The following is a 19,155-nucleotide window of genomic DNA, read 5'->3' on the forward strand; positions in this document are numbered from 1 at the left end:
TTGCGGTCGGTCAGGCCGCGTGGCTCTCGGAGCGTTCGACGAGGTGGCCGCGCTCGAAGCGGACTCCGGCACGGACCAGGGCGACGAGGTCGGTGCGCTCAGGCCAGCCACGCTGATGGGCGGTATTCACACAGCGCTCGCCTCTGCTGACGCCGCAGGAAGCCCCTTTCGACGAACTGCAAAGGTCGACGGACGAGGTGGGCACCACGGACCCCCGGCGCGGGTCGCACCGGCGCATTGGCCTCGGCGTCCTACCTGGCACCGTGATCGGGTATCACCTCGGCACCGTGACCGGGAGCGAGCTCGGTGAGCAGAAGGGCGATGTCGTCTGCTCGGTACGAAGAGCCCCGGGCGTTGTGCAGAAGCCGGTCGGCGAGTTCGTCCGGTGTGTCCCCAGGGGTGTGGGCCATGGATGCTCGCAGGCGGTCGATCCCTTCGCTGATGTCGGCGCCGCGTTCCTCGACCAGTCCGTCGGTGTAGAGGGCGAGGACGGACCCTGGTGGGAGGTTGATCCGGGTTGCTGGATAGGCGCTTGCGCGATCCACACCGAGGAGTGGGCCGATGTCCAGTTCAAGGGCACTGGTCGTCGCGTCGGGACGGCGGAGCAGGGGTGGGAGATGGCCGGCGGTCACTGCGTAGGCGTGGTGGCCGTGAGGTTCGAGGTCGATGTAGCAGCAGCTGGCCAGCAGCCCGGGGTCGAGATCGACGAGGGTTCGGTTGACGCCCGCCATCACATCGCCGGGCGTATGCCCTACCGCCGCGAAGGCCCGCACGGCGCTGCGCAACTGGGCCATGGTGGCCGCGGCGGCGATGCTGTGACCCTCCACGTCCCCGATGACAAGAGCGACCCCACTACCGGTGGGGATGACGTCGTACCAGTCGCCACCGATGTCCATTCCACTGGTGCCGGGCAGATAGCGCGCGACGGTGCGGATGCCCGGGACTACCGGCAGCCGGTGCGGCAGGAGCGCTTGCTGCAGGCCGCGCGCGAGGGCGAACTCGGAGTCGTAGAGTCGCGCTCGTTCCAGCGCTTGGGCGATCAGCCCGGCAAGCGCGGTGAGGACGCCGCGGTCCCTCTCCGTGAACTGGTGGACCTCGTCGAAACCGAGGACGCAGGTGCCGACGGGGTGGCTTGAGGCGATCAGTGGCAGATACGCCCAGGAGCGTACGTCGCCCGTGGGGATGCCGGGGTAGCCCTGGGAGAGGTCCTGCTGCGACTCGATGAAGAGCGGAGTGCCGGAGGTCAGGGTCTCCGTACCGGGCAGGCGGGCATGCAGCGGTACGCCCTCCAGCCAGTCGAGGAAGTCTTCGTGGTGGCCGGTGTGGAAGAGCAGATGCATCGTTCCGTCGCGGACCACGTAGATCGCCAGCTGCTGGCCGCCGAATGCCGGTAGGAGCTGGTCGGAGATGACTTCGCAGACTTCGCGGGCGGTGACCGCCTCGGTCAGCGCGCTGCCCAGCTGCAGGACGTGGTACATGACGCCCAGGCGCGCGGGGGTGGCACCGGTTGCTGTCTCGGCCGAGGAGGCGGATGGCGTTGTGCTCGAGGGCGCGTCGCCGATGGGCACCACCCGGCCGGTTACCCCGTCCGCTTCCGGATGCAGGGAGAAGGCGAGCCACCGGTCGGGCGGTCGGCAGACAAGGAAGGAGACTGGCGCCTGCGAGATCATCGCGGACCGGTGCCGGTACTCGACCTCGGGATCGGACAGCCACGGCAGTACGTCCGAGAGAAACCGTCCCAGCAAGTCGTTGCCGGGCACGCCCAGCAGCAGCAGGGCGCTCTGGTTGGCGTAGGTGACCCGCCCGTCGGGGGCGAGGGAGAACAGCCCGTCCCGCAGCCGTTCGACCGCGGCTACGGCCGCGCTGCCGGCCTGCGCGTCGACGACCGTACCGACCAGGTGGGTGCGTGCCCGCGTGCTGTCGTCCTCGAGCACGCGGCCCCACAACTCGACTGTGCGGTACCCCTCGCTGCCGCCCCCGCGATCCCGGATGCGCAGGCGCCGCGCTGTGATCCGACCCTCGGCGGCTGCCGCGCGGGCGGCCGCTCGCAGGGCGGCGCGGTCGCCGGGGTGCAGGCAGGAAGCAAGCGTTTCGGCTCGTCCGTCGAAAGCAGAGGGCTCGAGACCGAAGATCGCGCAGAGCTCGTCGTCCACGGTGACCGCGCCGGTGACAAGGTCCCACTCGAACAGGCCGGCCCGCACGGCCGGTGCCGAGGGAGCCGGGGTCTCGACGGGAATCGTCTGCGGGTCGCACTCGACGGGATCGCCGGTACGGGCGCGGAGGTCGGAGAGGGCGTCACCGAGCCGGTCGGCGATGGTCCGCACGTGTCGGCGCTGGGCCTTGGACATCCCTTCACCGCCGGGTGATGCCGCCCAGACGATCGCCAGCGCGCCGAAGGTCTCCTCACCTGAGCCCACCGGCACGGAGCAGGAGCCGAAGGCGTACGGCAGAGCCACCGCGAGCTGGGGATACCGGCGCATCGTCTCCTCCGCATCGGCCAGGTGAACCGTTCGCCTGGAGCTGAAGGCTGCGGCGACCGGGATGGGACTGTTCACCGGAATGAGGCGCCAGCCCCCGAGCAGAGAGGGCGGCACCCCGCACGTCGCGGCGAGCACGATCGACCGGCGGTCGCGGGAGCGGAGAAAAACACTCCCCGCATAAGCGCCGGTTCCTTCGACCGCTTCGACGACGGCCGCAGCAAGTAGATCCTCACGCTCCGCTGTGCCGCCGACGATCATTTCGCGCATAGTTCCAGTGTGCGCAGGTCGGGCCCATCGGCCCAAGGCGGCAGGCCAGAGACACGCATCGATCGCAGGGCGTCGCCGCGATCCTGCCATGGCTCCGCCCTGGATCCCCGGGGCGCGACAGCGAGCGCGTAGGACCCGCGGGGGATGGGTGGTCTTCTCGAAGCGAGGCGCGGCTTCAGCCTCTCCCTGCGCAGGCCTCGGAACGGACTGCTCAGAAGAGCGGAGCCCATCCGATAGCGGGAGCCGAGCGCGTCAGGCTGTGCTCGCGCCTCGGTGGCAGTAGTGCGATCGAGGGTCGCAAGGCTCGACTTCGAACGGCTCGCGTACGTACACACACGGCACCTTTCCAGCAGCGCCTGTAGGGCGGCCGGTCGTCGTCATCGGCAGCCACTGTCGCCGCTCCGCCGTCCAGCGGGCCGCCCTCGATCCCCAGGGTGTTGTCGTCACGGTTGATCAACGCCCTGGAGGGCACCGGGTCACCCGGTGCTGCACGACCTGGTGGTGCTGGAGCTCTACTGGGCTGGCTGGTGGTCGATGACGGTTTCCTCGCAGGGACCGTCGGCGAAGGTCTTGAGCGCATCACACTCGAGCTTGTCGACGGCCAGGCCCCAGCGGAGCTTGGTGCCGATCCACTCGCCGGTGTAGCGGCAGTACTGGTCGGTGGCCGGCGGTAGCCCTTCAGCTGGGTCCTGGTTCAAACGAGCAGTGCCGGCTTCGCCGAGAGGCGCTCTGCAGCGTCTCGAACCGGCGACGGCGACACCCGTCAAGTGACCCTCGCCGGTGGCCCTCAGTCCGTGAGGAAGGATCCCTCGCGACAAGTGCGGCAGACGAAGATGTAGCCCAGTTGACCGCCGAGGTTCATCGCCGTCTCCGCGGAAATCCCCTCCTCCAGGTTTGCCGCGAACGTCATCGTGCCAGTGCAGGAGGGGCACACGGGCAGTCGGTCGTCCTCAAGGTAGGAGGGACTGCCTCCGAGCGACCCGAGCACTTCGCGCTGCTTCCCGAATCGGTCTTCGGGTCCCCTCTTCCATCCCGAGCGTGCAAGGTCGTAGGCGTCAGGCTCGATCCCTTCCTCGTCGCCGGCCTCCTCGGGGTCCATCGTCACGACGTGAGTGCGGATGGCCGAGGTGGCGGGCAGCAGCGTCACACCCGCCTCGGGCACAGCTACCGGCCGCAGTTCCTCCCGGGTGAACAGAAAGACCCGGCTGGCACTTGAGGTCGCTTCCCAGAACTCGCACGCGCCAGGGTCGTTCTGGCACACGAACACCGACAGGACACCGTCCTCGACGGGGAGGTGGGCGAAGAACTGCAGCGGCCCTCCACAGCCGCACATGGGCCAGGCGAAGCCGGCCGGAGCCAGCGGCACGCCCCCGGTCCGCGGGAGGTCGGAATCGGCCGGTGCGGGCCCGTCGTAGATCATCAGCGCTGTCTGCATGGCGAGAGGCTATTGGCCGCCTGTGACAGGTCAGCGGGAGAGGTCGGCGTATGACGTGTCACCGACCCGCGTCCAGTCTTCCGACGGCACGAGCACCCAGGCGTCGTCGGAGACGGACCACTCCGCGCAGGCATGCGGCGATCATCCATACGTCGGCGCAGGCGACTTCAGGCCGATGACCGCTTACGGCGTGAGTGCCTGTCGGTTGCGCCAGGCGACTGCGGTGATGAGGTGGTGGGAGCCGTAGTCGGTTCGGACCAGTCCGCCGGAGCGGATCATGGACGAGGCGAGTTTGCGGTCGTCAGATGCGCCAGGTGCGGATGCGGTCGGCTGCCTGGTAGACGCTGGTCTTGCCGGCCTGGATGTCACGGACGAGGTCGACCATGGCGCCGTATGGAGGGTCGATGCCGTCGCCGGAGGCATGCATGTAGGCGGCCGTGACCTGGCAGGCGTAGAGGCTGTTGCGGTAGGGCAGCGGCTGCAGGCGGACCAGGGTGTGCAGGAGGGCGGCGGCGCGCCAGGCGGGGTCGGGGTCGGCGGTGGCGGGGCGTGGAATGCGGGTCTTGTGGCGGGCGACGGCGGCGACCAGGGCGGAGTAGTCGGCGACGCTGACGTCTTCGGGGACGGCTTGTTCCTGGACGTCCAGGAGCCAGGGGACGTCGATGTAGAGGATCATCAGGCCGCGTCCGCCCCCTGGCGGCGGGCGGTGGGCGGGATCTCGTCGGGGAAGGCGTCGTCGAACTCGCCGCGGTGGGTCTCGCCCCAGGAGACGGCGTAGCGGACGAACTGCAGGCGCTGCTGTTCGCGCAGCGGCAGGTCGTGGACGTACTGCTTGAGGGACTTGCCCTCGGCGGCCGCGGCGGCGCGGACCGCTTCGAGTTCCTCGTCGGAGAAGGTGATGTTCAAGGACGGCATACGGCCATGGTACCTAGTAGGTACCTGATCGGCCAGGGCGGCTGCGGTCCTTCGTGTATCGCAATCACCTGTGGCGATGCGCTGCCGGGCGCGGGGCGACGGCGAGGCCGTGCAGAGGGGCGAGGGCGTCATCGAGGTCCTCGCCGGTGTCCCGGGCGTGGTCGGTCGAACAGCGCCTGCTCCCCCCACAACACCTCGGCGCGAGGCCGCTCCCTGGGCCGGTGCGGGCCGGGTCCGGCACACCGGCCAGGCGCGGGGACACCGGCCGTCCAGCCGGCAGGGTCGGCGCCGGTGAGCTCACAGAGCAGTCTGACGAAGCCGCCCACTCGTCAGGGCCGATGCCCGGCAGCGCAGGCGAGGACGTGCGGCCGCGCACTGGCTCCTGCTCCCCGGCGATCCGGCGCGCCGCCTCGGCCGCCGGCAGCAGGACAACTTTCAACACCGGTCGCGGATTAGGCGCGGTCAGGTGCTGCCGGCTCCCAAACTACGGCGGGCATCTCGTCGACGCCTCGCAGGCCGTCCCCGGACCGGACCCGCGTGCCTCACATCTCTGCCGGGCCGGAGTGCGCGCCGGAACGCCCCTGCCGTGCGCAGAGATCCGTTCGACACCAACCTCCTGTGCCGGCATCCCTTACGCGACCGGCGGTCTTCCCTTACTCTCAGCCTCAATTCCGAGTTACTTGCCAGTTGGCAGGTCGTAGTGGGCGCGCCACGGCCCGGAGGTCGATGTGAGTTCCCCGCAGTCCGTTCTGGACAACCGCCCGGTCTCCGTGGCGCATCTGTTTCTCTCACGAGCCGAGGCCACACCCGACGGCGAGGCATACCGCTACCCGGTCGGCGACAGTGCGTCCGGAACCGAGCAGTGGCGCTCGCTGACGTGGGCGCAGGCTGCCGAACGCGTCAGCGTGATCGCGGCCGGCCTGCTCGCCCTCGGCCTGCGACGGGAGGAGCGGGTGGCGATCGCCTCCTCGACCCGGGTGGAGTGGATTCTGGCCGACCTGGGCGTGATGTGTGCGGGCGCCGCCGCCACTGCCGTCTACCCCAGCACCAACGCCGAGGAGACGGTGTACATCCTCGCCGACTCCGACAGCCGGGTGATCTTCGTCGAGGATGCCGTGCAGCTGGCCAAGGTGGTGTCCCATGCGGAAGGCCTGCCGCAGCTCGGTCACGCGATCCTTTTCGACCCCGTGACGGATGTCCCCCAGGTGGAGGGGCTGGAAGTGCTGTCCCTCGCCGAGTTGGAGAAGCGCGGCGCCGCATACGCGGAGGAGCACCCACGGGCGGTCGAGCGGGCGGTCCAGGGGATCGAGCGGGAGCACCTCGCCACCCTCATCTACACCTCCGGTACCACCGGCCGGCCCAAGGGGGTGCGGCTGGTGCATGACTGCTGGTCCTACCAGGGCGTCGCCCAGGAGGTCAGCGGGCTGCTGCGTCCCGACGACGTGCAGTTCCTGTGGCTGCCCCTGTCCCACGTCTTTGGGAAGGCCCTGATCTCCGGACAGATCAGAACCGGTCATGTGATGGCGGTGGACGGGCGCGTCGACCGCATCGTCACCAACCTGCCGGCGGTCCGGCCCACCGTGATGGCGTCCGCGCCGCGGATCTTCGAGAAGGTCTACAACGGTATCGCCGGCAGAGCGAGGGCGGAGGGGGGCGCCAAGTACAAGATCTTCCTCTGGGCGGCTAAGGTCGCCCGCGCCTACGCCAGGACCGTCCAGGAGAGCATGGCGGCAACCGGACGACGCCGGGTGCCCCTGCCCCTCGTCGTCCAGCACGCCGTCGCCGACAAGCTGGTCTACGGCAAGATCCGGGCCGCCTTCGGAGGCAATCTGCGCGGCAGCGTCTCCGGGAGTGCCGCCCTCGCCCCGGACATCGGCTACTTCTTCTCCGGCGCCGGTGTCCATGTCCTCGAGGGCTACGGCTTGACGGAGACCAGTGCGGCCTGCACCGTCAATCCCGCCGACGACTACCGGGTCGGCACGGTGGGTCGACCGCTGCCCGGCACCGACGTCCGTATCGCGCAGGACGGAGAAGTCCTCCTGAAGGGCCCCGGCGTCATGCGCGGCTACCACAACCTTCCCGAGAAGACCGCCGAGGTCCTTGAGAGCGACGGCTGGTTCCGTACCGGCGACATCGGCGAAGTGGACAAGGACGGCTTCCTTCGGATCACGGACCGCAAGAAGGACGTGTTCAAGACCTCCGGCGGCAAGTACGTGGCACCGACCGAGATCGAGGGCCGCTTCAAGGCCGTCTGCCCGTTCGTCAGCAACATCCTGGTCATCGGCAACGGCCGCAACTACTGCACCGCCCTGATCACCCTCGACGAGACGGTCATCATGCCCTGGGCACACACCCACGGCCTCGCCGACCGCAGCTACACCGCCGTCGTCACCTCGCCGGAGGTGCACGAGCTGATCGACGGATTCGTCCAGCGGGTCAACGGCGACCTGCAGCGCTGGCAGACCATCAAGAGGTTCTCGGTACTGCCGCGCGACCTCGACGTCGAGCACGGGGAACTGACCCCGAGCCTCAAGATCAAGCGCCCTGTCGTCGAGCGCGAATACGCCGAGGTCGTCGAAGCGATGTACGAGGGATCCCGCGAGGCCTGATCGCGGGGTCTCCTGCTTGGATGCTTGACGGCCGGCCCCGTCCGCACGGCCGGTCTCCGCCGCGTCTCCGTCGAGGGGCTGGGCGTCCGAGGCCGCTCCCCTTCAATGAAGCGCTCCCGACCTTCCCTGTCGAGATAGCTGCGAAATCCCCGATCGCAGGGCCGGCTCCAAGCGACCGGAACAGGCCCCTCCCTCCGGCTGGAGCCTGTTGCACGCTTCGGGCGGGTGGGCGCTCGGGCCGGGCTCTGCCCGTGGGCGACACTCAGTTGTCGACGAAGGTGAGGCCGGTCGCGTCGTAGCGGGTGCCGGCGACCGGCTGAGGCGGAGCGGCGGCCTCGATGGCGGCGAGGTCCTCGGTGACCGTCCCGCCCGGAATGAGCTGGCTACTTGCACACACCGCCTGCTCACCACCAGTTCAGACCGATACAAACGCGACCGCACACTGGACGCGCTGAACGCCTGGGGCCATGACACCAGCGCCCTGGACAACGCGAACGGCATCGCCGCTCGTGAACTTCCACCTGCATGGAAGATCACGATCTGTGGTGGGCGAGCAACGGGACAGGCGAATGCGCCGAAGCCCCGCCGTTCTGAATCGTCGTCCGGCACCTGCCTTGGAGCGCACTCCAGGGCCGAGCCTGAGGGACATGAACACCACCGATCCCCAGATCGTCCTCGGAACAATGGACTTCGGCACCCGCGTCGACCGCGAGCGGGCCTTCGCGATCCTCGACTCCTTCGTCGCCGACGGCGGTGCCTGGCTCGACACCGCGAACTGCTACGCGTTCTGGAACGACCCCAGCGGCGTCGGCGGCGCCAGTGAACGCCTCATCGGGGCGTGGCTCCGGGCCCGCCCGGGTGCACGCGATGCCGTACGGATCGCGACGAAGGTCCGGCAGAACCAGCTCGTCCCGCACTCCTGGCCCGAGAGCGCCGAAGGACTCTCGGCCCACGCCGTCCACGCCGGCGTGAAGGAGAGCCTGGGCCGACTCGGCGTCGATCGCATCGATCTGCTCTGGGCCCACGCCGAGGACCGCACGGTGCCGCTGGAGGAAACGGTCGGAGCCTTCGGTGAACTCGCGCAGGGAACGGTCCTGCGGGTCGGTGCGGCGAACCACGCCGCCTGGCGCGTCGAGCGCGCCCGGTCACTCGCGCGGGAGCAGCGCGTGGAGCCGTGGACCGCCCTGCAACTGCGCCACTCGCTCGTCCAGCCGCGGCCGCTCACCCCCCTCGCGGAAGCGGGCCACCGCATGCTCACCGCCGAGGACATGGACCTCGCACGGTCGGAAGGGCTCGCCGTCTGGTCGTACAGCGCGTTGATGTGGGGCTCCTACGTGCGCGCGGACAAGCCGCTGCCACCGACCTACGATCACCCCGGGACCAGCCGGGTGCTCGCCGTCCTGGACGACGTCGCCGGTGAAATCGCGGCCACGAGGAACCAGGTGGTCCTCGCATGGTTGATGCGGCAGGGGATCGATCCCATCGTCGGCGTGAGCCGGGTGGAGCAGATCGAGGAGGCACTCGCCGCGCGCGGGGTGCGGCTCGACGACGAGCACATGGCGCGCTTCGCCGAAGCGCGGTAGCCGCGACGATGGCCGAGGCTTGACATCAACCTTGGTTGAGGTACGAGAGTCGCGTCATCGAACAGCGAGCCGAGGAGATTTCGATGACACAGCCCAGGATCCTGGTGACCGGCGCGACCGGAAACGTCGGCGGCGCGGTGGTCGACCAACTGCGCGCGGCGGGCGTGCCCGTGCGGGCGCTGGTGCGAGGGGAGGCGGACTTCCCGAAGGGTGTGGAGGCGGTACGCGGCGATCTCGGTGATCCCGCCTCGCTGGGCACAGCTCTGGAGGGCATCGACGCGGTCTTCCTGGTGTGGCCGTTCCTGAGTGCCGAGGGTGCGTCGGACGTGATCGACGCGATCGGGAAGCACGCGCGACGGGTGGTGTACCTGTCATCCGCCGGGGTGGGGGCCGAGAAGGAGAAGCCCGGCGAGGCGATCACGATGTTCCACACGGAGCTGGAGCGGCTGATCGAGGCATCGGGCCTGGAGTGGACGGCACTGCGGCCGACCGGGTTCGCGAGCAACACGCTGGGCTGGGCAGAGGAGGTCCGAGCCACCGGTGCGGTACGGGCGCCGCTGGCACGGCTGGCCCGCCCGCTGATCCACGAGGCGGACATGGCGGCGGTCGCCGTTCAGGCCCTGACGGGCGACGCCCTGCTCGGCGCGCGCCCCCTGATCACCGGCCCCGAGCTGGTCACCCAGGAACGGCAGGTGGCGCTGATCGGCGAGGCCGTCGGGCGACCGGTCCGGTTCGAGGAGGTCACGCTGGACGAGGCCGTCGAGCAGATGAAGGCCGCGGGCTACCCGGCAGAGCTGGTGGAGGCCGTACTGCCGGCCCAGGCGGCGATGCTCGGCAATCCGGAACCTGTCACCGAGGAAGTGGAGCGCATCACGGGCACCCCGGCCCGATCCTTTCAGCAGTGGGCAGTGGACCATGCGGCGGACTTCCGCTGAGAGGGACGTCGGCAGACGTTTCAGGACCATGGTGCAGGCGGTGGAGCGTCGTCATCAGCACGGACGTACGAGTCGCCTGCGGACATGAGCGCATCTCTTTGGAACGTGTGGAGGGGCCCTGGTGCCGTTCGGCACCAGGGCCCCCTTCCGGCCAGGGCCCCGAAATGTAAGGCACGCGATGACCCAGGCACCCTTCGCATGCATGACGCCTCCTGATGGCCAGTCAGTCGTGCGACCGCGTCTTCCACTTCTTCGCCTTCACCAGCATCGCCTGCACCCTCATCTGCTACCGCGGAATCGCCGAATGAGATGGCTTCTAAAGCCCCGTAGAGAGGCATGTGGCTCTCTACGGGGCCTTCGTTCTGTTGCGCTTCCGGAGTCAGACAGTTCTGGCTCCCTTCCCGCATGACTAGGTCAGCTCGTCGGAGCGGCCGGCTTCGATGCGGGACCACTGGGCGATGGGGCGTCCGTTCGTGCGCCACTCTTCAGGGTTCTCGGCGGAGTACCAGGGTTGGGGCCAGCCGCGGGGGGAGTCCTCCCATGCTTCCTGGCGTCCGTAGACGGTCATGTCCAGCAGCCCGTGGGTGGGCGCCATGACCTCGACGCCGCGACCGCCGGTGTAGTACGTCTCGAACACCCGCTTGCCGTCGCGGACGTAGCAGACGAGGTGGTGACGCTGCCAGTCACGGCCCTCCAGGAGCTGCGGCGCCGTCTTCTCAACCGAGTACCACGGCATGTCCAAACCCAGGAAGTCGCGGTAGCGGACGCTTGCTTGGTATGGGCCCTTGCAGAGCGTGGCGTACGTGGCGTCGCGGGAGTGGATGTAGGACAACTCGCGGACCTGACTGTTGAAGAACGTGCAACCCTCGCACTGCCCGGCGGCGGGGCGTCCGGGCCACCAGGCGTGGAAGTAGGCGATGAGCTGCTTGCGGCCTTCGAAAACGTCGAGGATCGTGACCGGCCCTTCAGCGCCGATGACCTCGATGGCGGCATCGATCTCCACCATGGGCAGCCGCCGCCGCGCCGCCGCGATCGCGTCTCCTTCACGGGTGTGCGCCTTCTCCCGTGAGAGCAGAGCGTCCCGCGCCTCCTGGTAGGTCTTTCTGTCCACCACAGGCGGGAGGGCCGGGCTCGATGGTCGATCGTTCACGACCGTCTCCATTCGCTTCTGGGGAGGCTGCCAAGGTCACCTGGAACCACAATGCCCACCGGGCTGCGCCGCGCTGCCGGGCGCCACGCAGTAGCCCTTCGGCGGCTCGCTCATTCGGTCCAACAGCCGGGCCCCGACGACGTGCAGGCGATCAGGCCTCGCCATCGGGGCGCGAGGCCGCAGGCGTGACCCGCCCCGGCCCTGCGCCTAGACAGGGGATCTGTTCGATGCACGCTGGGAGTTGATCGAGCCGGTCCTTGCCGCCTGGCGCCGTGAGCGCCGTGGGGAACGAAGCCACCAGGCGTGAACATCCGCTCTACGACAAGGCACGTGGGGGTGAAGGCTCTGCCTGCGACCATGCGCTCCCCTCGATGAGCTGCATGCAGTCAGTGAGCAGGTGGACGAGGAGGATGCCGGTGGCGCGCCTTCCCCGCTCAAGCATAAGAAACGACCTTCTGCTCGTCCGTCCAGCCAGGAGGGCCGGGCGGGACGACCCCCTGCCCTTCTTCGGCGCCTCCCACCCCTCATGCAGCTCCCGCGACCACGGCAGCCCGGCCTGGAAGCGGTTCACCGGTCCGGCCCCCGGGCGCACCGGCCGCGCAGCGCCAGGCAGCCGACCCATACGCCCCGTCGCCCGCGCGAGGTGCGCGCCCGACCGTCTCCACGCCGCCGTTCACGCGATCGGAGCCAGCGGACAAGTCTGGAAGCCACCACGGCCTCGCGGTTCGACGACTTCGAGGTCACCGCGTCCAGGTTGCAGGAGTTCCTCAAACAGCTCGGCCGCCGGATCGCGAATCAGACCTGATCACCGGCCGAGGACAAACGGGCCCCTGCCCCAAGAGGTCATTCACAGCTGGGGAATCGCAGCAGGTGTGGGGACACCCCTGAGCAGGGGGCGGCCAATGGCGGGAGCCTGCTCTGTCCGTTCGTCAACTCCGCTGGATGAGCCACGATTTCGGAGCCCTCCTCCGGCTGAGCGGAAGGGAGCCGGTGAGCGGATACGGGCCCGACCCCGCCCCCGTCCCGGAGGCGGCGGGGACGGCGGCGTGTCCGCCCGTGATGACCCATCAGTCAGTGCGCCAACTCGTCGGCCACCTCCTTCACCGCGTCCAGCGAACCTGCCAGCGCCTCCCCTGACGCGGCTCGGGCCCGGCGCAATCTCTCGTACCCATACCCGGCGAACGCCACCGCCCCGATGCCGTACGCAACCGCCAACGCCCCCCTCACCCGCGGCGCCGGCCACACCCGCTCCAGCGCCCGCACCGCCGACTCCTGAGCCGCCAGCAGGGCCAGCACACCGAGCACCCCGCCCGCCCCCAGAGCCGCCGATCCTCGGCGCGCCTCGGACACGGCAGCCACCAACTCCGCCTTCACCTGGTCAATATCCCCACGGACCAACTCGATCACATCGTGTGACAGTGCTTGCATGCCTTCTCGGTACCCCCGACGCGGCCGGGCAGACACGCGCCAGATCGCCACGCGCACCATCGAGAGACGACAGCCTCAGTGCGGCTTCGGGCGATACGCCTGCCGGTCTTGATCTGCTCGACGGTCTCGCCGTACGCCCCTCGACGGTCTTGCCGTTCGATCCCGGCGAAGGTGAACCCACTCGCCGGGATCGACCCCAACGAACGCAAGGCCCGGACCACCGTCGAGCGAGCGCTCGAGGCTGGCAGCCAGCACCGACGCCGGATCGGGGCACCGGCATGACAGAGACCCCAGGAAGGCCCCCGCAAGGTCTCCCAGGTCGCTGATGTGGATCAGTTCGGCGTCGTCGGCTCCCCGGACGGTGATGTGCAGTTGGTCGGCTGCGAGGGCTCCCCGTAGGCGGTGATGACGGCCTTCACGTCGTCGGTGAGCGCGGTGGCGGAGAGGCCATCGGTGCTGAGGTCGACCAAGTTGTAGCGGCCGAAAGGGTTGCAGTCGAACTCGGCGCTCCGCAGCGTGACGTGGTTGCCGAGCAGCGGGGCGGCAGCCTTGGGCTCCAGGACTGTGCCCGTGGCGAAGTTCCAAGCCCAGCCGTCGGCGGTCTTGCCGTCTTGATCGCGATCGGCGGTCACGATGACGTCGCCGGCGGGGTCGGTCGCCATGGCACGGGGCAGTGACTGCAGGAGCGTGGATACCTCCGCCGGGTGGAATCGCATTCGCAAACCGTCGAGTCGACCGGTGACGGCGCTCGCTCGCGAGACAAGATCCTCGCGAGATCCTGTCTGCGGGCCGATGCAGCGCGCGGTTCGCCGTCGTCTGCCGCTTCCCGCGGCGGACCGGCTCGTGCGGGCGACCCCGGTCGGCGGCTCAGTGCTCCGGGCCGAACGACAGCATGCGGGCCTGGGACCTGGCGTCATCGCCGTACACGACGGACGGCGTGATGACGATCCGGTCGTTCGTCCAGGCCAGGCGGCCGGCGAGCATTCCCGCTTCCGTGGCACGGGCCGATGCGGGGTGCCGCAGCACCTGCCGCTTCGTCTCCGCGCCGCCCTTGCCGAGCTGGACGATCCCGCCCGGGCGGCTCGGCGAGGCCGCCTCGTAGACGAGCGCACCCGACTCACCGCCCTGCGCGCGCAGAGGGTGGAGGGTGCTGTCCTCGGACTTCACGCCCCAGACCAGCTTGCCCGTGCCGAGGTCGTACGCACCGACCCTGTCGGTGCCTCCCAGGAAGACGGTGTCGTCGCCGACGGCGGCCCCACTGCAGTTCTGGAGGTTCTCGTCCGAGCTTCCTTCACCGGCGCAGTACGTGAAGCCCTTGGGCCTCGCATCGACGGTGGTCCGCGGCTTTCCACCCGGGCCCAGTGCAACCACCCGCCAGTTGTCGGTGCGTTCCTCGGCGTGGAACGTGGTGATGACGACCGGGTCGGCGGAGAGCACCTTGCCCACCTGCCAGCCCTGCGCCGTCCGGTGGCGCCAGAGGACCGTGCCCGTGCGCGGGTCGATCTCGCGGAGCTGGCTGTAGCTCTTGCCGCGGTCGACGTCGATCGCGCAGTCGGACTTCACCAGGAGCCGGGAACCGCCCGCCACATCGTCGGGATGGCATCTGCCGGGGTTCTCCATGGGGATGTCGTAGAGCTTGGCGCCGTCACCGACCCTGTAGGCGGCGGCTCTCATGCCCTGGACGACTGCGAGGACGTCGCCGCTGATGGCGGTGTTCACGGTGATCGTGTCGTCCCGGGGACCGGTCTCGCTCAGTTCCTTGTGCCAGCCCGGCTTTCCGGTCCGGAGGTCGATCATCTGAAGCTGGTTGCACCGGTTGCCGTGGACGGCCTGGCTGCTCTTGTACGCCAGGACGACCTTGCCGTCGGGAGTCGCGTCGACCGGTGTCTCGCAGACCGGGGCGGGCAGGGGCACGCTCCATACCTCGGCGCCGTCCGACAGCCGGTGGGCGGAGACCTTCCTGTGCACGGCCTGGACGACCGTGTCGCCGACGATCCACAGGTCGTGGAACTCGATACTGCGCCGGGGCAGGTCGGTCGGGTCGTTGAAGATCCACGCCGTCGCGTCCCCCGGTGCGCGGTGTGCGTTGATCTCCTGCGACGTCGGCACCCGCCGGGTCCCGGGCGTCCTGACCGCGGGCGTGGGGTCGGCGGAGGGCTTCCCGGAGGCACGGGGCTCCTCCTGCGCCACCGGCCGCCGAGGGTCTGCCGACCGGCCGCCGTTGACGGCATACAGCCCTCCGCCCGCCGCGAGGAGCAGGAGCACGAGGGCCGTGGCGATGCCCGGCCCCTTGCCGAAACGCCTGCCTCGGCCCGGCGGTCCCGGTGTGCCGCCCTCGGGGGCGTACGGGTTGTCCGCGACCGGCTGCTGCTGCTGCCTCCGGGGCCGGTACCAAGGCTGGTGCTGCTGCTGGTGCTGGTGCTGGTGCTGGTGCGGCATGGTCAGGTCGCCACACGTTCGCCGGACGGTTCGGCGATCACGATCCGAATGTGCGACGGCGCGTATTTGCGCGCCTTGCGGACCATCTTCGCCAGATCGAACTTCGTGCCCGGAACGGCGACATGGATGTGCGCCGGCATGGCTGGGTGACGGGCCGGCTCGGGCACGCCCGTCGGCAGGGACGCCCCGGGGCGCAGCCTCGCACCGATCAGAGCGTCGCCGCTGTCCGGCGGTACGGCGACGACGAACTCGGTGACGTCGGGCCACGGCAGCAGCACCTCGCCGAACCGGGCTCCGGCCGCGTCGAACTGGAATGCCGTACGCCGCTTTTCGAACCAGGAGATGATGAAGGGCGCGGCTGCGACGATGATCACGCCGCCCTTCATGTCGAGTGCCCAGCCGAGCAGTACGGCGAGTCCGACGACGCCCGTGATCGATCCCCACAGGGCCGCCTGGTCCTGAAGGGAGAACGGGTGGGCGACCCGGTAGCGCTCCCATCGTCCACCGCGGCGGGTGGGCCCGGTGCCGGGCGCACGGTTGACGTGTGACATTGCGCAACAACCTCTCTCGATGATGTGTCTGCTGAAAGCCGCGGACCGTCTGAGGGGCCACACCGTCGTGTGTGGCAGACCACTCGTCCCGGTTCGGCGGCGGCCGAAGCAACCGGGCAGACTCTGCTGTGAGGCGCTGCAAAGTCGATGAAATTCTCGTGAACCGAGGATTCGATCGGCTGCGCAGGCACGGGGCGCGCGAAGACACGGGGGCTGGGCAATGGGCGTGCAGGCGAAGGAGCCGGGCCGGGACGCGGTCGATACGGGCGGCGAACTGCGGATCGATCTTCTCGGGCCGGTACGGGCACACCGCGGTGACGCCACGCTCGCTCTCGGCCCGGTACGGCGGCAGGCGGTACTCGCCGTCCTCATTCTGCGTGCACCGTCCTTCGTAACGTATGGACAGCTCCTCACCGACGTATGGGGTTCCGATCCTCCGGCGACGGGCCACCGGGTGCTGCCGAGCTACGTCTACTCGCTGCGCAAGGTGCTCGACGTGGCCGCCGCCGGTCCCGGCCGGTCGGTCATCGACGGCGGGCGCGGCGGCTACCGGTTCGTGCCCGGCGGAGCACGGACCGACCTCGCGGACCTCGCCGAGGAGGCCTCCCGTGCCCGGCGCGCGAAGGATTCCGGGGACCTCGGTGCCGCGCTGGAGCACGGCAGCCGGGCACTGGAACTGTTCCGCAGCGAGCCGTTGCCCGGTCTGCCGGGGCCGTTCGCCGATGGTGAGCGCCAACGCCTCGCCCGGCAGCGGCGCATGCTGCACCAGGACCGGGCGGTGTGCCTGATGTCGATCGGCCGCTGGGCGGAGGCCTTGGACGAACTCATGGCCGCGGCCTTGGACCAGCCGTACGACGAGGTGCTCGCCGCGCTGCGGATGCGTGCGCTGTACGGGAGCGGCCGACAGGCCGAGGCCCTTGCCCTTCACCGGGAGATGCGCCGTCGCCTCCTCGACGAGCTGGGAGTGGAGCCCGGCGAGGACCTGCGGGCCATGCACCAGGCCGTTCTGCGCCGGGACGACCGCCTGCTGCTCGGCCCGGTGGCGGAGCGTCAGGCGGCCACCGTCCCCGCTTACAGGGGGACACGGACAGAGGAGCCCCGGACCGGGCGTCGTCCCTCCCCCGGGTCCGACCGCCCCGGCGTCGCCTGGTCCCGCCGAAACGAGCTGCCAGGCGACACCGTCTGCCTGGCAGGCCGCGAGAGGGAACTCGCCCTGCTCACCGCTCCCGCGCCCGCCGGCGCCGTGTCCGTGGTCGCGGTCGACGGCACGGCGGGTGTCGGCAAGTCGGCCCTGGTGGTGCGCGCTGCCTGGGCGCTCAGCGACGCCTATCCCGACGGCTGCCTGTTCGTGGACCTCCACGGGCATGGCGCCCCGTACGAGAACGGAAGCCCGCGGCGTGCACTGCGCCGGCTGCTGCGTGCGGTTCGCGGTGGCGACGAGTTCTCCGACGAGGTGGACGACGACTTGGGGTACCTGGTCACGGCCTGGCGTGCGGCCACGAGCGGACTGCGACTGCTGCTCGTCGTCGACGACGCCCGCAGCGCCGAGCAGGTGCGCCCCTTGCTGCCGGCCGGGCCGGGAAGCCGGGTCCTGGTCACGGGTCGGCAGCGCCTGGCCGGTCTCGACGCCGATCTGCGGCTGACCGTGGAGCCCCTGGACACGGCCGACGCGGTCGGTCTGCTGCGCGAGCTTCTCGGGGAGTCCCGCACGGACGGCGAGCCCGAGGCGGCTCTCGAGCTAGCCCGGCGGTGCGGCGGTCTGCCGCTCGCGCTGCGCATAGCGAGCGCCCGGCTCCAGAACCGCCCGTCCTGGACCCTGAGCCATCTGGCCGGCCGGATGTCGGACGACACACGCAGTCTCGGCGAGCTACGGGCCGGCGACCGCAGCGTGGAAGCCGCCTTCCGGATGTCGTACGACCAGCTGACACCTGAACTGCGGCGTGTCTTCCGTGCATCGGGCCTGGTTCCGACCGCCGTCTTCGACAGTCCCGTTCTCGCCTCGATGCTGGGCGGCTCCTGTGAGCACGCCGAAGGTCTTCTCGAGGACCTGGTCGACGCGAGCCTGCTGCAGCAGCCGCATCCGGGCCGCTACCGGCTGCACGATCTCGTACGGGCGCATGCGCGGCGCCTCGCGGCCGAGGCGCCGGAGCAGGCCGCCGCGGACCGCGCCGCCGTGCTGCGCCTCTACACGGCCGCGGGCCGCACGGCCGGCGACTGGGGCCCCGAGGCCTTCCCCACCGGTCCTGACATCGCCGATGCCCCCTTCCGCAGCCGGCGGGAAGCCTCCGCATGGCTCAACGCGGCGGGCGGAGAACTTGTCGACGTCGTGGCCTACGCCGCCGCCGCGGACCGGTTCGACGAGGCATGCTGGGTCGCAGAAGCCCTGGTCGACCATCTCGTGTGCCAGGGCCGGTACCACGAGTGCCGCACCGCGCTGGACGTTGCGCTCGCATGTGCCGACCGGGCCACCGACCGGCGGATGTCCGCCTCGCTGCGCAACTGCCTGGGAATGATCGACGTCTACCAGGGGCGGCTGCAGGGGGCGCACACGTGGTTCACCGAAGCACTCCTCCACGGTGGCGGCGAGGACGATCTACGGGAATGGGCGCGTTCCGCCGTCGGTCTGGGGATCGCCGAGTGGATGCTGGGCCGCATCGACGAAGCGGTGACCCACTTGGACGAGGCGGTGGAGCTCGCAGCCGGGTTCGACGACGCCTGGCTGACCACGATGGCGATCTCCAGTCTCGGCGCGATCCGCTCCCAGCAGGGGCGGCACGAGCAGGCGTTCGAGCTCAGCGCGACCGCTCTCGCTGTCGCCGAGAAGAGCGGCCGGCCCAGAGTGCTCAGCAACGCCTTGTGCTTCTTCGCCGACACCCATCTGGCCATCGGCCAGTTCTCGGAGGCCAGGGACGTGCTGCTGCAGGCCGCCGAACTGGCCCGCGAGGCCGGGGACCTGCCGCTGCGCGCGGCGAGCCTGTCGCGGCTGGCGACCGTGGAGCACGCCCAGGGCAGCGTGAACTCCGCGGTCGACACCCACCACCAGGCCCTGGCCACGCTCACCGAGCACACGAGCACGGGGCTGGAGATGGACGTCCGCATCCGCCTCGGCAGCACCTACGCGGCAGCGGGTCGCCGCGCCGAGGCACGAAAGGAGTTCCGCACCGCCCTCTCCCTGCCCGGAGCCAGTGACTACCCACGGCAGTACGGCCTGGCACGGGACGGACTCGACGGCATCAGCTGCCCGACCAACGAGAGCACCTGAGGCAGGCGACCGGTGTTGACTCACGCTGCCGCGTCCCGGGCACGCACCGCACCACGCGGCCCCGGACACCCTGGAACGGCATCACCGCCTTCCACGGGCCT

The 19,155-nt window shown here is 70.1% G+C and carries 15 protein-coding genes; 4 read left to right on the plus strand and 11 right to left on the minus strand.

Going from position 1 to position 19,155, the window contains the following annotated elements; translation table 11 throughout:
* Positions 1 to 251: 251 nt before the first annotated feature.
* The 5 genes from GLX30_RS03500 to GLX30_RS03520 all read right to left on the minus strand — a co-directional run bounded on the left by GLX30_RS03500 (position 252) and on the right by GLX30_RS03520 (position 5,097).
* Entirely contained in the window at positions 252 to 2,747 is a 2,496-nt protein-coding gene (locus tag GLX30_RS03500; RefSeq protein ID WP_347879687.1) for a SpoIIE family protein phosphatase, read from the minus strand.
* A gap of 512 nt (positions 2,748 to 3,259) precedes the next feature.
* Complete coding sequence (locus tag GLX30_RS03505) at positions 3,260 to 3,445, minus strand: hypothetical protein (protein ID WP_159683360.1); 186 nt, start codon at positions 3,443 to 3,445, stop codon at positions 3,260 to 3,262.
* Positions 3,446 to 3,534: 89 nt separating this feature from the next.
* Positions 3,535 to 4,182: a YwqG family protein gene (locus GLX30_RS03510; RefSeq protein ID WP_244257992.1), complete on the minus strand. Its 648-nt coding sequence runs from the start codon at positions 4,180 to 4,182 to the stop codon at positions 3,535 to 3,537.
* 301 nt (positions 4,183 to 4,483) lie between these two features.
* Positions 4,484 to 4,858, minus strand: a complete 375-nt coding sequence (locus GLX30_RS03515) for a toxin Doc (RefSeq protein WP_159683363.1) — start codon at positions 4,856 to 4,858, stop codon at positions 4,484 to 4,486.
* Complete coding sequence (locus GLX30_RS03520) at positions 4,858 to 5,097, minus strand: hypothetical protein (RefSeq protein WP_159683365.1); 240 nt, start codon at positions 5,095 to 5,097, stop codon at positions 4,858 to 4,860. The genes GLX30_RS03515 and GLX30_RS03520 overlap by 1 nt, the downstream gene beginning before the upstream one ends.
* Positions 5,098 to 5,825: 728 nt before the next feature.
* Here GLX30_RS03520 and GLX30_RS03525 point away from each other — a divergent pair.
* Complete coding sequence (locus GLX30_RS03525; RefSeq protein WP_159683368.1) at positions 5,826 to 7,706, plus strand: long-chain fatty acid--CoA ligase; 1,881 nt, start codon at positions 5,826 to 5,828, stop codon at positions 7,704 to 7,706.
* A gap of 262 nt (positions 7,707 to 7,968) precedes the next feature.
* Here the strand turns inward: GLX30_RS03525 and GLX30_RS35825 are convergent, their stop codons facing one another.
* On the minus strand, positions 7,969 to 8,103 hold the full coding sequence (locus GLX30_RS35825) for a hypothetical protein (RefSeq protein WP_279632547.1): 135 nt from the start codon (positions 8,101 to 8,103) through the stop codon (positions 7,969 to 7,971).
* Between the two features lie 250 nt (positions 8,104 to 8,353).
* Here GLX30_RS35825 and GLX30_RS03530 point away from each other — a divergent pair, with 250 nt between their 5' ends.
* A complete protein-coding gene (locus GLX30_RS03530; protein WP_159683370.1) occupies positions 8,354 to 9,289 on the plus strand; it encodes an aldo/keto reductase in 936 nt (311 codons plus the stop codon).
* 83 nt (positions 9,290 to 9,372) lie between these two features.
* On the plus strand, positions 9,373 to 10,224 hold the full coding sequence (locus GLX30_RS03535) for an NAD(P)H-binding protein (RefSeq protein ID WP_159683373.1): 852 nt from the start codon (positions 9,373 to 9,375) through the stop codon (positions 10,222 to 10,224).
* 409 nt (positions 10,225 to 10,633) lie between these two features.
* Here the strand turns inward: GLX30_RS03535 and GLX30_RS03540 are convergent, their stop codons facing one another.
* From GLX30_RS03540 to GLX30_RS03560, 5 genes are all read right to left on the minus strand, one after another.
* On the minus strand, positions 10,634 to 11,374 hold the full coding sequence (locus GLX30_RS03540; protein WP_159683376.1) for a DUF899 family protein: 741 nt from the start codon (positions 11,372 to 11,374) through the stop codon (positions 10,634 to 10,636).
* A gap of 1,071 nt (positions 11,375 to 12,445) precedes the next feature.
* On the minus strand, positions 12,446 to 12,802 hold the full coding sequence (locus GLX30_RS03545) for a phage holin family protein (RefSeq protein ID WP_159683379.1): 357 nt from the start codon (positions 12,800 to 12,802) through the stop codon (positions 12,446 to 12,448).
* 332 nt (positions 12,803 to 13,134) lie between these two features.
* Positions 13,135 to 13,518, minus strand: a complete 384-nt coding sequence (locus GLX30_RS03550; protein WP_159683382.1) for a hypothetical protein — start codon at positions 13,516 to 13,518, stop codon at positions 13,135 to 13,137.
* Between the two features lie 151 nt (positions 13,519 to 13,669).
* Complete coding sequence (locus tag GLX30_RS03555) at positions 13,670 to 15,241, minus strand: PQQ-binding-like beta-propeller repeat protein (protein WP_159683385.1); 1,572 nt, start codon at positions 15,239 to 15,241, stop codon at positions 13,670 to 13,672.
* Positions 15,242 to 15,243: 2 nt separating this feature from the next.
* Positions 15,244 to 15,792: a hypothetical protein gene (locus tag GLX30_RS03560; protein ID WP_159683388.1), complete on the minus strand. Its 549-nt coding sequence runs from the start codon at positions 15,790 to 15,792 to the stop codon at positions 15,244 to 15,246.
* Between the two features lie 220 nt (positions 15,793 to 16,012).
* Between GLX30_RS03560 and GLX30_RS03565 the strand changes: the two genes are divergently transcribed.
* The gene (locus GLX30_RS03565) at positions 16,013 to 19,054 is read left to right on the plus strand and encodes a BTAD domain-containing putative transcriptional regulator (protein ID WP_159683391.1); all 3,042 of its coding nucleotides are present in this window, start codon (positions 16,013 to 16,015) and stop codon (positions 19,052 to 19,054) included.
* Positions 19,055 to 19,155: the final 101 nt, after the last annotated feature.

This window comes from Streptomyces sp. Tu 2975 (genome assembly GCF_009832925.1).
GTDB lineage: Bacteria > Actinomycetota > Actinomycetes > Streptomycetales > Streptomycetaceae > Streptomyces.

Coding starts and splice junctions, on each gene's coding strand:
- GLX30_RS03500 (WP_347879687.1), bottom strand. CDS start 2,747: ATGCGCGAAATGATCGTCGGCGGCACAGCGGAGCGTGAGGATCTACTT.
- GLX30_RS03510 (WP_244257992.1), bottom strand. CDS start 4,182: ATGCAGACAGCGCTGATGATCTACGACGGGCCCGCACCGGCCGATTCC.
- GLX30_RS03515 (WP_159683363.1), bottom strand. CDS start 4,858: ATGATCCTCTACATCGACGTCCCCTGGCTCCTGGACGTCCAGGAACAA.
- GLX30_RS03520 (WP_159683365.1), bottom strand. CDS start 5,097: ATGCCGTCCTTGAACATCACCTTCTCCGACGAGGAACTCGAAGCGGTC.
- GLX30_RS03530 (WP_159683370.1), top strand. CDS start 8,354: ATGAACACCACCGATCCCCAGATCGTCCTCGGAACAATGGACTTCGGC.
- GLX30_RS03535 (WP_159683373.1), top strand. CDS start 9,373: ATGACACAGCCCAGGATCCTGGTGACCGGCGCGACCGGAAACGTCGGC.
- GLX30_RS03545 (WP_159683379.1), bottom strand. CDS start 12,802: ATGCAAGCACTGTCACACGATGTGATCGAGTTGGTCCGTGGGGATATT.
- GLX30_RS03550 (WP_159683382.1), bottom strand. CDS start 13,518: ATGCGATTCCACCCGGCGGAGGTATCCACGCTCCTGCAGTCACTGCCC.
- GLX30_RS03555 (WP_159683385.1), bottom strand. CDS start 15,241: ATGCCGCACCAGCACCAGCACCAGCACCAGCAGCAGCACCAGCCTTGG.
- GLX30_RS03560 (WP_159683388.1), bottom strand. CDS start 15,792: ATGTCACACGTCAACCGTGCGCCCGGCACCGGGCCCACCCGCCGCGGT.
- GLX30_RS03565 (WP_159683391.1), top strand. CDS start 16,013: ATGGGCGTGCAGGCGAAGGAGCCGGGCCGGGACGCGGTCGATACGGGC.